The organism is Achromobacter sp. AONIH1 (genome assembly GCF_002902905.1).
Lineage (GTDB): Bacteria > Pseudomonadota > Gammaproteobacteria > Burkholderiales > Burkholderiaceae_B > Achromobacter.
This window is the reverse complement of the sequence record NZ_CP026124.1, coordinates 2,081,633-2,096,392: the sequence shown is the minus strand read 5'-3', so window position 1 is coordinate 2,096,392 and position 14,760 is coordinate 2,081,633. Positions and strand designations below refer to the sequence as shown.

Annotated in this window: 11 protein-coding genes; 5 read left to right on the top strand and 6 right to left on the bottom strand. The window is 68.9% G+C overall.

Annotated elements, in window-relative coordinates; all coding sequences use genetic code 11:
• Position 1 precedes the first annotated feature (1 nt).
• Both C2U31_RS09530 and C2U31_RS09525 read left to right on the top strand, forming a co-directional pair.
• The gene (locus tag C2U31_RS09530; RefSeq protein ID WP_103272625.1) at positions 2 to 1,138 is read left to right on the top strand and encodes an aminodeoxychorismate synthase component I; all 1,137 of its coding nucleotides are present in this window, start codon (positions 2 to 4) and stop codon (positions 1,136 to 1,138) included.
• 74 nt (positions 1,139 to 1,212) lie between these two features.
• A complete protein-coding gene (locus C2U31_RS09525; protein ID WP_103272624.1) occupies positions 1,213 to 1,845 on the top strand; it encodes an aminotransferase class IV family protein in 633 nt (210 codons plus the stop codon).
• A 37-nt stretch (positions 1,846 to 1,882) separates the two neighbouring features.
• Here C2U31_RS09525 and C2U31_RS09520 read toward each other — a convergent pair whose 3' ends face one another.
• The 3 genes from C2U31_RS09520 to C2U31_RS09510 all read right to left on the bottom strand — a co-directional run bounded on the left by C2U31_RS09520 (position 1,883) and on the right by C2U31_RS09510 (position 5,999).
• A complete protein-coding gene (locus tag C2U31_RS09520) occupies positions 1,883 to 3,460 on the bottom strand; it encodes a BCCT family transporter (RefSeq protein ID WP_103272623.1) in 1,578 nt (525 codons plus the stop codon).
• Positions 3,461 to 3,569: 109 nt separating this feature from the next.
• Positions 3,570 to 4,556 carry a dipeptidase gene (locus C2U31_RS09515; RefSeq protein WP_103276327.1) on the bottom strand — a complete coding sequence of 329 codons (987 nt, stop codon included), beginning with the start codon at positions 4,554 to 4,556 and terminating at the stop codon, positions 3,570 to 3,572.
• A gap of 12 nt (positions 4,557 to 4,568) precedes the next feature.
• Positions 4,569 to 5,999 (bottom strand): aldehyde dehydrogenase family protein, encoded by a 1,431-nt coding sequence (locus tag C2U31_RS09510; protein WP_199771027.1) that lies wholly within the window; start codon positions 5,997 to 5,999, stop codon positions 4,569 to 4,571.
• A gap of 104 nt (positions 6,000 to 6,103) precedes the next feature.
• Between C2U31_RS09510 and C2U31_RS09505 the strand changes: the two genes are divergently transcribed.
• The 3 genes from C2U31_RS09505 (at position 6,104) to C2U31_RS09495 (ending at position 9,629) form a co-directional block, all read left to right on the top strand.
• Entirely contained in the window at positions 6,104 to 7,003 is a 900-nt protein-coding gene (locus tag C2U31_RS09505; protein ID WP_103272621.1) for a LysR family transcriptional regulator, read from the top strand.
• Positions 7,004 to 7,179: 176 nt separating this feature from the next.
• Entirely contained in the window at positions 7,180 to 8,898 is a 1,719-nt protein-coding gene (locus tag C2U31_RS09500; protein WP_103272620.1) for a hypothetical protein, read from the top strand.
• Positions 8,898 to 9,629, top strand: coding sequence for a DUF3726 domain-containing protein (locus C2U31_RS09495; RefSeq protein WP_103272619.1), 732 nt, complete (start codon positions 8,898 to 8,900; stop codon positions 9,627 to 9,629). The genes C2U31_RS09500 and C2U31_RS09495 overlap by 1 nt, the downstream gene beginning before the upstream one ends.
• A 36-nt stretch (positions 9,630 to 9,665) precedes the next feature.
• Here the strand turns inward: C2U31_RS09495 and C2U31_RS09490 are convergent, their stop codons facing one another.
• From C2U31_RS09490 to C2U31_RS09480, 3 genes are all read right to left on the bottom strand, one after another.
• Positions 9,666 to 10,457 carry an efflux RND transporter periplasmic adaptor subunit gene (locus tag C2U31_RS09490; protein ID WP_103272618.1) on the bottom strand — a complete coding sequence of 264 codons (792 nt, stop codon included), beginning with the start codon at positions 10,455 to 10,457 and terminating at the stop codon, positions 9,666 to 9,668.
• Positions 10,458 to 10,469: 12 nt separating this feature from the next.
• Positions 10,470 to 12,452, bottom strand: a complete 1,983-nt coding sequence (locus C2U31_RS09485; protein ID WP_103272617.1) for a preprotein translocase subunit SecA — start codon at positions 12,450 to 12,452, stop codon at positions 10,470 to 10,472.
• A 154-nt stretch (positions 12,453 to 12,606) separates the two neighbouring features.
• Complete coding sequence (locus C2U31_RS09480) at positions 12,607 to 14,760, bottom strand: hypothetical protein (protein WP_103272616.1); 2,154 nt, start codon at positions 14,758 to 14,760, stop codon at positions 12,607 to 12,609.

The window sequence follows — 14,760 nt, the reverse complement described above, 5'->3', positions numbered from 1 at the left end:
CATGCTTTGTCGCTTTGAAGACCGGCTGGCCGGCCGCGCCCTGCGGCTGGACGGCTTGCGCCGCCGCATCGAGGCGCGCGCCGCCGCCGAGGTCGGCCCGGCGCTCCAGGCCATCGAGGCCGAGCGCCGCCAGGGCCGCTGGGTCGCGCTGATGCTGGACTACGAGCTGGGCGAATGGCTGCTGCCCGAGGCCGCGCGGGCCGCGCCCGGCGGCCCCTGGACGCCGCCGGCCGACGACGGCCGGCCACGGCTGCGCGCGCTGGTCTTCGACGGCAAGACCGACGAAGCGCCCTGGGACTCGCCCGGCCCGGACGCGCCCGCCGCCACGCTCACGCCCGCCGCGCCACGCATGGCCGAGGCCGACTACCTGCGCCGCATCGACGAGATCCGCGACCTGATCGGCGCCGGCGAGCTGTACCAGGTCAACTACACCCAGCCGCTGGACCTGCGCCTGGCCGGCGATCCGGCCACGCTTTACCGCCGCATCGCCGCGCGCAATCCGGTGGCGCACGCCGCCTTCATCCAGGACGGCGAGCGCAGCGTGCTGTCCTTCTCGCCCGAACTGTTCATCCGGCGCGACGGCGAGCGCCTGACCACCCGGCCCATGAAGGGCACGGCGCCGCGCCATCCCGACCGGACCGAGGACGAGCGCCTGGGCCGCGAGCTGCTGGCCAGCGAGAAGAACCGCGCCGAGAACCTGATGATCGTGGACCTGCTGCGCAACGACCTGGGCCGGCTGGCCGAGCCCGGCTCGGTGACGGTGGACGCGCTGTTCTCGCTGGAACGCTATCCCACGGTCTGGACCATGACGTCCACCGTCTCGGCGCGCGCCCCCCGCGCCTCGCTGGAAGACGTGCTGCGCGCGCTGTTCCCCTGCGGCTCCATCACCGGCGCGCCCAAGATCGCCGCCATGCGCCGCATCCGCCAGATGGAGATCGCGCCGCGCGGCCTGTACTGCGGCAGCATCGGCTGGCTGGCGCCGGACGGCGATTTCTCGCTGAACGTGGCGATCCGCACGCTGGTCGTGGACGCGGCGGGCGCCGGCGTCTACGGCGTGGGCGGCGGCATCGTCCATGACTCCGATCCGGCCTCCGAATGGCAGGAATGCCACTGGAAAGCCCGCATTCTCAAGGCCTGAGGGCCCAAATTCCCCGGGCCGGTAGTAGGATAGAACGCGGCCCGCGCCCGTCCCCCCTTCCCCAGGAGCGTCCCATGCAACCCGAACTGATCGAGACCATCCTGGTCGATGCCCAGCGCCGCATGCCGCTGCTGGCGCGGCACCTGAAGCGGCTGGAAGCCTCCTGCAAGGCGCTGGACTATGCCTGGGCCGGCCCCCCCGTCGAGGCCGACATCCTGGTCGCCGCCCTGGCCCTGTCCGCGCCCGGCCCGCACCGGCTGCGCCTGCTGGTGGCGCGCGACGGCGGCCGCAGCATCCAGACCGCCCCCCTGCCGCCGCTGCCGGCCGTGCAGGAAGTGATGCTGGCGCCCGAGGCGCTGCGTTCGTCCGAACCGCTGCTGCGCTACAAGACCACCCACCGCCCCTGGTACACCAAGACCATCGAGTGGCTGCCGTCCCACCCGCACCTGTTCGACCTGCTCTACCTGAACGAGCGCGGCGAGCTGTGCGAAGGCAGCCGCAGCAACGTCTACCTGCGCCTGGGCGCGCACTGGTACACGCCGCCGGTCGATTGCGGCTGCCTGCCGGGGGTGCAGCGCGCCGAGCTGCTGGAAACCGGCCAGGCGAAGGAAAAGGTGCTGACCCTGGCCGACCTGCACGCGGCGGACGGAATCCGCCTGTCCAACGCCTTGCGCGGCTGGATCGACGTGACGCTGCGCGCGGCCTGAGCCGACGCCGGCGCCAGTCGTCCACCCGGACGGCACACTAGACCGCCTCGCCCACGCCGCGCCGCTGGCCCAGCTGCTCGCGCGCCATGGCCAGCGCGATGCGCGGCGCATCCCACAAGGCCGGCAGGATCAGCAGCGAGACCGGCACGGCGGTGATCACGATGAACGATTGCAGCGCGCTCACGCCTCCCGCTCCGATCGTGATCAACACCACGGCGGCCAGTCCCATGCCGACGCACCAGAAGGCGCGCAGCCATTTCCTGGGCGTGTCGTTGCCGGACATGGCCATGGCCACGGTATAGGCCATGGCGTCGCCATTGGTGGCGACCGAGATGAAGCTCAGGAAGATGAACAGCGCGGACACCAGCCCGGCCCAGGGCAGATTCTGCGTGATGCCCAGCAGCATCGCCTCGGGTTCGTTGCCATGGGCCGTGACGCTGCCCGGATTCTGCAATTCGAGCCCGATGCCGGCGCCCCCCACCACCGTGAACCAGAACATGGTCACCAGCGGCGCGACGATGGACAGCGTGCCGATGATCTGGCGTATGCTGCGGCCGCGCGACACCTTGGCGACGTACAGGCCCATCATCGGCGCATAGCCGATGAACCAGCCCCAGTAGAAGATGGTCCACCAGTCCAGCCACTTCGGATCCGCGCGATACGTCGTCATCGGCAGGAAGTACTCCAGCTGCAAGCCGAACGCCGTGGGAAAGGCCGACAGGATGAACAGCGTCGGCCCGGCCACGATCATGAACAGCGCCAACCCGATCATGAGCCAGACATTGATCTCGCTGACCACGCGGATGCCGTTCAACCCCACCAGGCAGGACGTGGTGTACATGGCCGTCACCAGGACGATGGTGATGGACTGCGTGGTCAGGTCGTTCGGCAGGCCCCACACGGCGTGCAGCGCATTGCTGATCTGCAGGCCCAGGAAGCCGATCGGGCCGATGGTGCCGGCCACCACCGCGATGATGCAGGCGGCGTCGACCAGGCTGCCGATCATCCCCTTGAGCGCGCGCTCGCCCAGCAGCGGATACAGCAGCGTGCGAGGCGCCAGCGGCAGGCCCTTGTCGTAGTGCAGGTGCATCAGCACGATGGCCAGCAGGCTGCCGAGCACGGCCCAGGCCAGGAAGCCCCAGTGCACGAAGGACTGCGCCAGCGCCACGTGCGCCGCCATTTCGGTCTTCGGCTGCACCTGGGCAAACAGGGGCGGCGGACTGGCGAAGTGCATCAAGGGCTCGGCGGCGGCCCAGAACGCGCCGCCGCCCGCCAGCAGCGCGCACATGATCACGGCGATCCAGTTGAAGGTGCTGATGTCGGGCCGTCTGTCCACGCCGCCCAGGCGCACGCGGCCGCAGCGGCTGAAGCCGATGCCCAGGCTGATAACGAAGGTCGCCAGCATCAGGATCTGCCAGTACAGGCCGAACACCTTCGTCGACCAGGCGAACAAGGCGCTGACCAGCGCCGACACGGCGTCGATGTCCACCAGGGCCGCCGCCAGGAAGCACAGCAGGAAGCCGCCGCTGACGGCCAGCAGCGGCCAGTCCATGCCCTGCATAAGCGCGGGCCGCGCCTGCTCGCCGCCCGCTGCGCGGGCCGGAATCTCGTTCATGATTGTCTCCTCGTTATTTTTCCCCAAAGCCGCCCCAGACCTCATCGGAGGGCTGCCAGCCCGCGTGAACGGGCGTGGCGTGGGGTTTTCTTCATGGCCCCGCCGGCTCTCAAGGCCGTGGCGCGGTGCCCTGCTCCAGCTGATGCAGCCAGTTCAGCCCCATGATCCTGCGCAGTTCATCATCGACGAAGCCCCGCTCGCGCAGGCCCGCCGCGATCACGGGAAAGTCCCGGCTGTCGCGGAACCACGGCAGGGGCGCCGGCCAGTCCGCGTTGGCGGCCGATCCCTCGCCATAATCCTTGGCCTTGCTCCAGCGGCCGTTGCGCATCCATTCCAACACCTGCAGCGGCTGCTGCTGGCACAGGTCGGTGCCGATGCCGATGTGGTCCACGCCCATCAGGTCCGCCGTGCGCGCCACCATGTCGCAGAACTCGTCCAGGCGGCAGGCCGGGCCGCCGCGCAGATGGAAGGGATAGGTGCTGAAGCCCAGCAGCCCCCCGGATTGCGCGATCGCGCGCAACACGGCATCGGACTTGTTGCGCCGGGCAGGATGGAAGCTGCTGGGGTTGGCGTGGGAAATGATCACCGGCCGCGCGGACAGTTCAATGGCCTGCAGGGTGCTGCGCTCGGCGCTGTGCGACATGTCGATCAGCATGCCGACGCGATTCATCTCGCCGATCACCTGCCTGCCGAAGCGCGAAATGCCGTTGTCCTCGCTTTCGTAGCAGCCCGAGGCCAGCAGGCTCTGGTTGTTGTAGGTCAGCTGCATGACGAAGACCCCCAGCTGGCGAAACACCTCGACCAGGTCGATATCGTCCTCGATGGGCGAGCAGTTCTGGAAGCCGAAGAATACGCCTACCCGCCCCTCCCGTTGCGCCAGCGTAATGTCCGACGCCTGCCGCACGGGGCGGATCAGCCCGGGCCAGGCCTCGAAGCGGCGATTCCATTCCCCGATGCGCGACAGCGTCTCGCGCGCGGTCTCATGGTAGGCGATCGTCGCGTGCACGGCGCTCAGGCCGCCCTCGCGCATCTGGCGGAACAGCGCCTCGCTCCAGTTGGAATATTGCAGGCCGTCGATCACCAGCATGTCTTGCATGATCATGTTTCCTCAAGGACGGATGTAGACGGTCTTGACCGCCGTATAGAAATCGCGGGCGTACTGCCCCTGCTCCCTGGGGCCGAAGCTGGAATCGCCACGGCCGCCGAACGGCACGTGATAGTCGGTGCCGGCGGTGGGCAGGTTGACCATGACGCAGCCGGTGCGGGCGCGCCGCTTGAAATCGCTGGCATGCCGCAGCGACCGGGTGACGATGCCGGCCGTAAGGCCGAAACGCGTGTCGTTGAGCAAGGTCAGCGCATCCTCGTAGTCGCGCGCCTTGATGACGCAGGCGATCGGACCGAAGACTTCATCGCGGTTGATGCGCATGTCATTGCGCGTGTCGACGAACAGCGCGGGACGCATGTAGTACCCGGGGCGCTCATCCTCGATGCGCTCGCCGCCGCAGGCCAGTCGCGCGCCCTCGGCCCGCGCCAGCTCGATGTAACGCAGGTTCCGCGCCAGCTGGCCCTCGTCGATCACCGGACCGATGTGCACGCCCTCGCGCAAGGGATGGCCGACCTTCAGCTGCCCGATGCGTTCCACCAGCGCCTGCACGTAGCGGTCGTGTATGCCCTCGGTCACGATCAGTCGGGATGAGGCGGTGCACTTCTGCCCGGTGCCGAAGAACGCGCCATTCACCGCGCATTCCACCGCCAGGGGCAGATCGGCGTCGTCCAGCACCACCAAGGCATTCTTGCTGCCCATTTCCAGTTGACAGCGCACGAAATTGGCGGCCGTCGCGGCCGCGACCCGGCGGCCGGTCTCGACCGAGCCCGTGAAGCTCAGCGCCTGGATCGCCGCCGACTGGATCAGCCGCTCCCCGACCTCGGCGCCGCTGCCCATGACCAGGTTGAAGGCGCCTGCGGGCAGGGGCTGGCGCGCGATGATCTCGGTCAGCGCCCAGGCGCTGGCAGGCACGGCGTTGGCGGGCTTGAACACGACCGCGTTGCCAAAGGCCAGCGCCGGCGCGATCTTCCAGGCCGCCGTGGCCATCGGGAAATTCCACGGCGTGATGATGGCGACCACGCCGACCGGCTCGCGGCGCACCTCGATTTCCACGCCCGGACGCACGGAGTCCGCCGTCTCGCCCAGCTGCCGCAACACTTCGGCCGCGTAGTAGTGGAAAAACTGGCCCGAACGATGCACTTCGCCCACGCCCTCGGCCAGCGTCTTGCCTTCTTCGCGCGACAACTGCTCGCCCAGTTCTGCCTTGCGCGCGATCAGCTCGTCACCGATCGCCATGAGCACGCGCCAGCGTTCCTCCAGCCCGCTGCGCGCCCAGGCGGGCTGGGCGGCGGCCGCCGCCGCGATGGCCCGGTCGACCTGATCGGCGTCCGCCTGCGCATAGCGTCCCACCACGTCTTCGGTGTCGGCGGGGCTGCGATTGACGATGCTGGAAGCGCCCTCGACCCAGGCGCCGTTGATGTAGTTGCTGAATATGCTGCTGGCCATGCCTGCCTCCCTATGCTGTTGATCGCATGGTAGGAGCCGGCACATATAAAATAAAGTTAGTTCCAACTATTGTTTGATAAGTGAAACTTACCATGCTGCCAGACCTCAGGATCGTCCAGTTGCGCCATTTCGTCTGGGTCGTGGAACTGCAGGGGTTCCATGCCGCCGCGGAACGGGCGCATCGCACCCAGCCCGCCATATCCCTGTCCATCCGCGACCTGGAAGACAAGCTGGGCCAGCCCCTGTTCGAAAAACGCAATGCGCGCGTCGTCAAGCCGGACCTGACGCCCTTCGGCCAGCAGTTCCTCGCCTACGCCAGGGAATTGATCGACCATCACGACCGCGTGATGCGCGAGATGAACCTGGTGGCGCAGAACAAGTCCGGACATCTGCGCATCGCCTCGGTGCCATCGGTCGCCAGCCGCCTGCTGCCGGATATCCTCACGCGCTTCATCGGCCAGGATGCCGGCCTGCATGTCAGCCTGTTCGACGACAGCTCCGAGGCGGTGCTGGCCATGGTGAAGAACCGCCAGGTGGATTTCGGCATTTCCAGCGTCTGGGAGCCGGAAAGCGATCTGCGCTTCACGCCGATCTGGAAGGACAGCATCGGCGTGGTCTGCCACCGGGACCATCCGCTGGCGGCCAGGAAAAAGCTCGACTGGCAGCAGCTGCGCGGCCACCGGCTGATCGCCAACGGCACGTCCCGGCTGCTCGCGGGGACCAGCGCCGGCGAGCTGATCGCCGAATCGCAGATCTACATCTCGAACATGATTTCACTGCTGGCCATGATCGAGGCCGGCATGGGCATCACCACCCTGCCCCGCCTGGCGTTTCCCGCCGAGCCCGGCGCATTGCGCTTCATTCCGCTGGCCGCGCCCCTCGCCAGCCGCGACATCGGCCTGGTGCGCCTGGCCAATCGCTCGCTGCCGGTGGCCGCTCAGGCGCTGTTCGACTTCATCCTGCGCGACAACGGCCTCGCCTCCCGGAACTGAGCAGCCCCACTCATCAAAAACAGTCTCTCCATAAATTCCGCTTATCAAGCAATAGACCGATCTGAATTGCGCCGCCGGTCAGCCTGTCCCAATATCGACGGCACATCGACGCCTCGCATCCTGCTGTCCGCCATGCTGTCGCGGACGCACGGCGCCATTCCATTGAGAGTCCGAGTATGAACACGCTTAGCACCGGGGAAGCCAGCCAGGCCGAAGCCGCGACCCTGCCCATGCGCCCGGCCGGCCAGGTCATGGATCTGGAACGGCTGGGCAGCCTGCATCAGAGCCGCCTGAGCTTCATGCGCGCCCTGGTGCGCCGGATCATGCGCGAGCGCTGGCGGATCGACGCCTCGCGCTTCGAGCTGGACGCCGATGGCCACGGCACCGCGATCTACCGCATCCACACACCCAACGGCCTGTTCAGCTTCGTGCTGTTCTCCCAATACCTGGCGCCGGAAAAGCGCAACGACCGCGTCATCGCCAGCGAATGGGACCTGACCATGGCGCTGTGCGAAGGCGAGGTCGATCCGGACCAGTTGGACAGCCTGCGCCGCAACGTGCCCTTGCAGGAAGCCGGCAGGCTGGACGCCCGCACGATGGTGCTGTCGCGCGCCAACCGGAGCGTGCGCAACTTCGACTATGTCGTGGACGCGCTGGCCCGAGGGCGGCAGCCCGACGCGGCCCGGATCACGCGCGTCGGCTACCTGTACCGCACCACGGCGGTCTACGGCAGCGGCAAGCTGGGCATGGCCGACTGGGAAAAGATCCGGGACAGGCATCCTGATTTCGCCCGCCCCTTCGCCGCGGAAATGTTCACCTGTTTCATGCTGCGCAACTTCAGCCTGCGGCAGGCCGAGCATATCGCCCGCCATCGCGCGCCCGCCACGGCGGTGGCGCTCGAACCGGCGCTCAAGCGCTACTTCGGCATCGGCAATTCGACGGGCCTGGGCATGGCGCCCTACCTGATCAACCATCCGCAGCTCATCAGCCGCTGGGTCGAGATGCGCGAACTGGCGCTCGCCCGCATCGTCGCCGCGCCCGCCCCCGCCGCCGCGCGCGCACGACTGCCGCAGCTGCTGGACCGCGCCATCCGCCATCTCCGGGAGACCCATACCGAGGACGAATGGCAGACCGGCAACAACCAGCGCACCCTCGCGGACATGCAGGCCCTGTCCGGCTGGCTGGAAGGCGCGCGGCTGGAATCCTGGAATCCGCTGCTGGAGTGGGCGACGCGCCATTGCAGCCTGCAGGGCCAGGAACTGCTCAACTGCATCCTGCTGGAACTGCACCCGGAGCGGGTGGATGACCTGGATGAACGCCTGGCGCTGCCCGAACGCCTGGAACTGAGGCCGGACATGCCGTCCGCCGAGCTGCGCGCGCTGATCGAATCCGCCTACCGCTGGGCCCTGGAGATCGACTTCGACGCCGACGGCGCGCAGGCGACATTCTGGTACCGGTCGCAGGAAAAGCAGGAACCCCGGCTCGGCCTGTGCGGCATCGACGCGGGCCGCGAAAAACAGATGCCGCTGGGCATCGCCCTCTTGGCGCAGCAATGCCACCGGCGGCTGGTCCGTGACCTGGCCACGCATCCTCACGACCGGGTCGCGGATTTTCTCTTCCGCCATCCCGAGGATCGCGGGATCGTTCGCCGCATCCAGACCATGGCGGCGACGCGCTACGGCGAAATCCGCGCCAACCTGCTGGACCGCGACGTGCTGCCCATGCACCTGCTGCGCTGCAAGCTGTCCTTCTTCGGAGTGAGCAAGTTCGACCCGCGCTCGCGCCTGTGGGTCCGCAACACCATGTTCCAGGGGGCTCCCTTGCTGGAAGATATCGGACACCCCTTTGACGACGACTGGTTCCTGCCACTCGCACCCGCCCAGGAAACCGCCTGATGCTGATCTCCGCCAACGAACTGGCCGCCCTGCTCAAACGCGTCTTCGAAGGGCTGGGCTACCCGCAAGGCCAATACGAGGATGCCGCCGCCATGGCCGGCTGGCTGCCGCTGCATGGCGAAGACGGCCTGGACGCGCTGGCGTGGCAGGCCGACCCCGCGCTGCCCGCCACCGAACTGAGCGTCCCGGCCCCCGGCCGCCTGGTCGCACGATGCCATGGTCGCAGCGCGCTGGACGCCCTGCCGTCCCTGCTGGACCTGGCCTGCCTGCGCGCGTCCCGGCAAGGCCGGATCCAGCTGGAAATCCTGGACTGCCGCGATCGCAAGTGCGTCCTCAAGCTGCTGGCGGATTGCGCCCGCAAGGGCTGCTGGGCCCAGGCGCGATGGGACGACGGCGATGCGCCAGCGCATCGCCACACCGCCTGGATCGAAAGCGGCGCCGATTATCCGAGCTACCAGACGGCGGCCCTGCCGGAACGCGGCGCTGCGGAATCGCCACGCTCCCTGACGCTGACGCTGGATATCGAGCCCCTGCCTGCTCCCGCCCTCGAGGCCGACGCCGCCCGGATCGCCCGACGGGTCACGCCGGCGGACTACGCACAGGCCGGCCGGCGCGCGCTGGAACACGGTACAGAGGTGTCCCCGACGCTGTGGCAACGCCTGAACCGGCTCGCCGAAGCGGTCTTGGTGGAGAACTCGGAACAGTCGCGCAGCGGCGCGGGCGGTCGATGAGCCTGTAGGCCGGGGAGCGCGAAGCCTTCCTGGTTCTCAGAACCGGATCGAGCAGCGTATCCCCGCCGGGATGGCGTTGCCTTTGTTCTCGACCTTGAGCAGCACGGTGAAGGTGCCGCTGGCGGCGTCCATCACCCGGTCGATGCGCCAGACCTTGGCCTGAAGCGGCTTGTCGCTGATGGCCGCGTTGACCGTGACCTGGGCGCCGGCATCGGCCTTGATCTGACCGTAAAGGCCGTCGGGCACGACCACCTTGACCACCAGCGGATCGATCTGCGCGAGCTTGACGATCTTGTTGTCGTTGATGCGGTCGCCGGGGCCGGCATAGCGCTCGGCCACCACGCCGTCGAACGGGCTCTTGATGCTGCGCTCGGCCAGGATGGCCTGCTGCAGGGCGACCTGCAGCTGCGCCTGACGGCTGCGCGACGTCATCTCGTCGTAGTCGCCGGCGGGCAGCAGCTTGCGCTGGTACAGGTCGGCGTTGCGCTCCACCACGCGGCCCAGGTAGGCGGCCTCGGCGCGGCGCAGTTGCAGCGTGGCCTCGTCCACATTGGTGTTCAGCTCGGCCACCACCTGCCCCTTCCTGACCTCGTCGCCGCGCTGCACCAGCACCTTGTTCAGCACGCCGGCCGAGGGACTGCCCAGCTCCGACACCTGGAACGGCTCGATCAGGCAGGCCATGGGATGGCCCAGGCTGTCCGCCGGCGCGCCCAGGCCGGTCAGCGGCGGCAAGGCGGCATCGGGCGGCAGGCCCTGGGCCTGCGCGGCGCAGGCCAGCGCGGCGGCAAGGCCAAGGCAGGCGGGACGGAATGCGGCGGAAATCTTCATCTTCGACGGACCTCAGTCTCCCTGTCCGGAAAATGACAGGGAATTCTCCAATTCTTCGTCCGCGGACACCATGCTGCGGCGTTCGCGGGCCAGTTTTCTTTCGGTGCGCGCCTGCGCGTGGCGCAGCCAGCGCGCCGCGACGGCGCGCCAGCCGGGGAAGCTCATCGCCAGCAGCGCATCCATCGGCCGCGACCAGAGGCTGTTCCTGACGCTGTCCAGCACGGCGTCCTCCAGCGACAGGATGGCCTCGGCATGGCCGGGATCGCCCTGGCGGCCGCTGCGGCCTTCGAGCTGGCGGTCGATGCGGGCGGACTCGTGCCGCTCGGTCAGGATGACGTGCAGGCCGCCGGCCTCGCGCGCGGCGTCCGACAAGGGAATGTCGGTGCCGCGCCCGGCCATGTTGGTGGCGATCATGATGCTGCCGATCTCCCCGGCGCGCCCGACCAGCGCGGCCTCGTCGGCGTCCTGCTTGGCGTTGAGCACGACCGCCGGCAGCGCCGCCTCGGCCAGCACCCGGGCCACCTCCTCCGACGCCGCCACCGAGCGCGTGCCGATCAGCACCGGCACGCCGCGCGCATGCAGCGCGCGACAGCGTTCGCGCACGGCCGCCCATTTGTCCGCCATGGTTCGGTGCACGCTGTCCGGCGCGTGGATCCGGCGCGACTTGCGATGCGTGGGGATGCGGACCACGGGCAGGTTGTATACGCGGCCCAGCTCCGCCCGGATCTCGGCGGCGGTGCCCGTCATGCCGGCCAGCAACAGGTAGTGCTTGAAGAAGCGCTGGTAGCTGATGCTCTTGAGCGTGGCGCGCGGATCGCTGAGTTCCAGGCCTTCCTTGTGCTCGATCATCTGGTGCAGGCCCTGGCCCCAGGAACGGTCGGGCATGACGCGTCCGGTGAACTCGTCCACCACCATGACCTTGCCGTCGCGCACGATGTACTGCTCATCGAGCCGATACAGGTGCAGCACGGTCAGCGCGCTCAGGATCAGCTCTTCGCGCCGGAACGGAATGCCCCAGGGCGCGGGCAGGGCCGCGCAGGCCAGGCGCAGATGCTCGCGGCCGGACTCGGTGAGCGCGGCCCGCCGATGCTCCCGCTGGATCAGGTAATGTTCCTCCCGCATGCCCGCCGCCAGTTCCATGGCCTGGGCGGTGACGGCGCCGCCGTCCTCTTCCTGCACGCCCGAAATGATGAGCGGCGTGCGCGCCTCGTCGACCAGCACGCTGTCGGCCTCGTCCACGATGGCGAAGCACAAGCCGCGCAGGAACAGCTCGCCGACGCGCCCCTCGCCGCCGCGCAGCCGTTCCAGCCGCAGCCGGTCCTCGTCCTTGTCGTCGTCCAGCACGATCAGGTCGCGCAGATAGTCGAAGACCAGGGTCTTGTTCGAGCAGTACACGATGTCGGCCCGATAGGCCCGCCGCCGCTCGGCCGGATCCATTTCCATGCTGACCCAGGCCACGCTCAGGCCCAGCGCCTGATACAGCGGCGTCATGATCTGCGCGTCGCGCTCGACCAGATAATCGTTGGTGGTGATGACATGCACCGGCAGCCCGGCCAGCGCCGCCGTGGCGGCCGGCAGCGTGGCGGTCAGCGTCTTGCCCTCGCCCGTGTTCATCTCGGCCACCATGCCCTGCAGCATGGCCCAGCCGCCCAGCAGCTGCACATCGAAATGCGCCTTGCCCAGCGCCAGCCGGCCCGCCTGCCGCACCAGCGCGAAGGCGCGCGCGGCGCCGGCCTGGGTGATGCCGTTGCAGCGCAGGTCGAACGCCACCTCGTCGGCGCGCGCGCGCACGCCGGCCAGATCCAGCCCGGCCAGCCGGCCGGCCTCGCGATGCACCTGCGCCAGGATGCGGCGGGTGCGCCACAGCGGCTGACGCCGCTTGCGCGCCAGCCAGCGCAGCGCCGCCGTGCCCCAGGCCTCCAGCTTGTTGGCGTGCCGCTCGCTCTCCCTTTCGGGATAGAGCGGGTCGGGCGCCAAAGCAGCACAAATATCCATTTCAGTCATATCCACGAAGTGGAACGTCACAACTTGGCAAAACCGTCACGACCAGGGCCACACGGATCCGGCTATGCCGGTCCGTAGTGGCGCCCCCTTGAGGGGGGCCGCCCAGGTGGGAAGCGCGCAGCGCTGCGGGGGTGGGTTTCCTCCATTAGAGTTTTAGCTGGCGCAGCACCATCTGGCGCACCGCATCGTAGGCTCGCAGCGCGATCGGCCGGGGCTCGTGGGAGAACTTCACATAGACGCGCGCGCCCACGTAGCCGAGCGGCGCGTCCGGCGGCAATTGCAGGTCCATGACGAACAGGTTCTCCGCCGACTTGGCCCGCCCTTCCTGCGACTTGCGCGGATCCACGCCGATGCTGCCGCCGCCCTGCAGGCTCAGCGCCATGCTGGGCAGCTCGTCGGTGGCCGACGGCACTTCGCGCAGCACGCGCGCCTCGAACACGCGGCCCGCGTCCTGCACCAGCCGCACGCGCACGCCTTCCAGCGAGCGATGGATCCGCTCCAGGCTGGACTGCGGCACCACCACGCGCACCGTCTCGGCCTCGGTCAGCACATAGCCCAGCAGCTCGCCGCGCTGGACGTAGCGGCCGGTCATGTCCTCGGGCTGGGCCGAGACGTAGCGGCCGGCGTGCCGGCTGCGCACCTGTTGCGACTGCACCTGTTCATCGACCGCGCGCTTCTCGGTCAGCAGGCTCTGCCATTGATGGCGCGTGATGGCGGCCTGCACCGGATTCTGGGCATGGGCCTGCACGTAGCGCGCCTGGTACTCGTCGACCTGGGCGGCCAGCATGGCGTCGCGCCGCTGCAGTTCGTCGTTCTCCAGCGCCAGCAGCGGCGCGCCCGCCGCCACGAGCGCATCGTCCGCCGCCTGGCGCTCGCGGACGAAGCCGGCCACCGGCGCGCGCACCTGGGCCGACGGCGGCACCCAGACCACGCCCTCGGTATCGGTCGAGGACGGCATGGGCACGGCGCCCGCCAGTCCGGCCGCCGCCAGCACGCAGAGCGCGGTGATGGCATAGGACCGCCCCCGGCGCGCCTGGATCTGCGGGTCGGTGAACAGCTGCCGCGCCAGCCGCCACAGCGGCATGACGATGGTGTTCAGGATGGCCCAGCAGGCCAGCAGGACGCCGAAGAAAAAGAACTGCCCCGCCACCAGGAAGATGGCCAGGAACATGATGAACATGCGGTAGACAAAGGACAGCAGCGCATAGCCCACGAACCACCACTGCTCGCCCCGGCTGGCGCGCGGCGCCTCGACGGCGGCCAGGCCCAGCACGTAGCGCTTGAACAGATACCCGAGCCAGGCATTGGCGCGCTGCCCCAGGTTGGGAATCTCGATGGCGTCCGACAGCACGTAGTAGCCGTCATAGCGCAGCAGGGGATTGCCGTTCATGAAGAGCGTGGACACGCCGCACAGGATGATGACGTTGTAGGCCACGGACCGGCCCAGGCCCGGCTCCAGCTGCGTCCAGGCGATCATGGCCAGCGCCGCCAGGAACAGCTCCACCAGGATGCCCGCCCCCCCCACCAGCATGCGCCAGCGCTTGTCGGCGAAGCCGGCCGCCGCCGACGCGTCCACATAGGGAATGGGCACCAGCAGCAGGAACATCAGCCCGATCTCGTGGACCTCGCCGCCGCGCGCCTTGACCGCGCAGGCGTGGCCCAGCTCGTGGACGGCCTTGACCAGCGGATACACCAGCGCCATGGCCAGCACATTGCCGGCCGAGAACACCTGGTCCCAGACGTTGTGCGTCAGCGCCTTCCAGTGCATGGCGCCCAGCGCAGCGCCGTAGAGCACCACGGCCAGCCACAGCAGCCCGCCCACCCAGGTGAACAGCCAGCGGTAGTACGGCAGCGCGGCGCTCAGCCAGCGGTCGGGATCGAGCAGCGGCAGCTTGAGCGCGCTGGGATTGCCGACGTACTGCTTGATCTTCTGCGCGCGCTGGCGGCGGCGGCGCTGCACCAGGTCGCGCACGTCCGGCGCGCGATCGGTCATCAGCACGTCGGCGCGGTGCAGCTGGGACATCAGGCGGATGACCTCGTCCTGCGGCATGGCGTCGTCATCCAGCTGAGCGCAGGCGATCTCCCAGATCTGCTGCACGCTGCGGCGTCCATCCATCAGGCTGATCAGCAGGTTGGCCTCGGGCGTGTAGCGGTGGAATTCGCCGTTGCTCTGGTCCTGCATCACATACCAGACCTGCCCCCGGTAGGTGTGGCGCTGGATGTGGATGTGCGAGCGCAGGCGCGGCCGCAGCGCGCTGACGCGGTGCCAGGAATTGCTGTAGAGGGCGGTGGCCGTCAT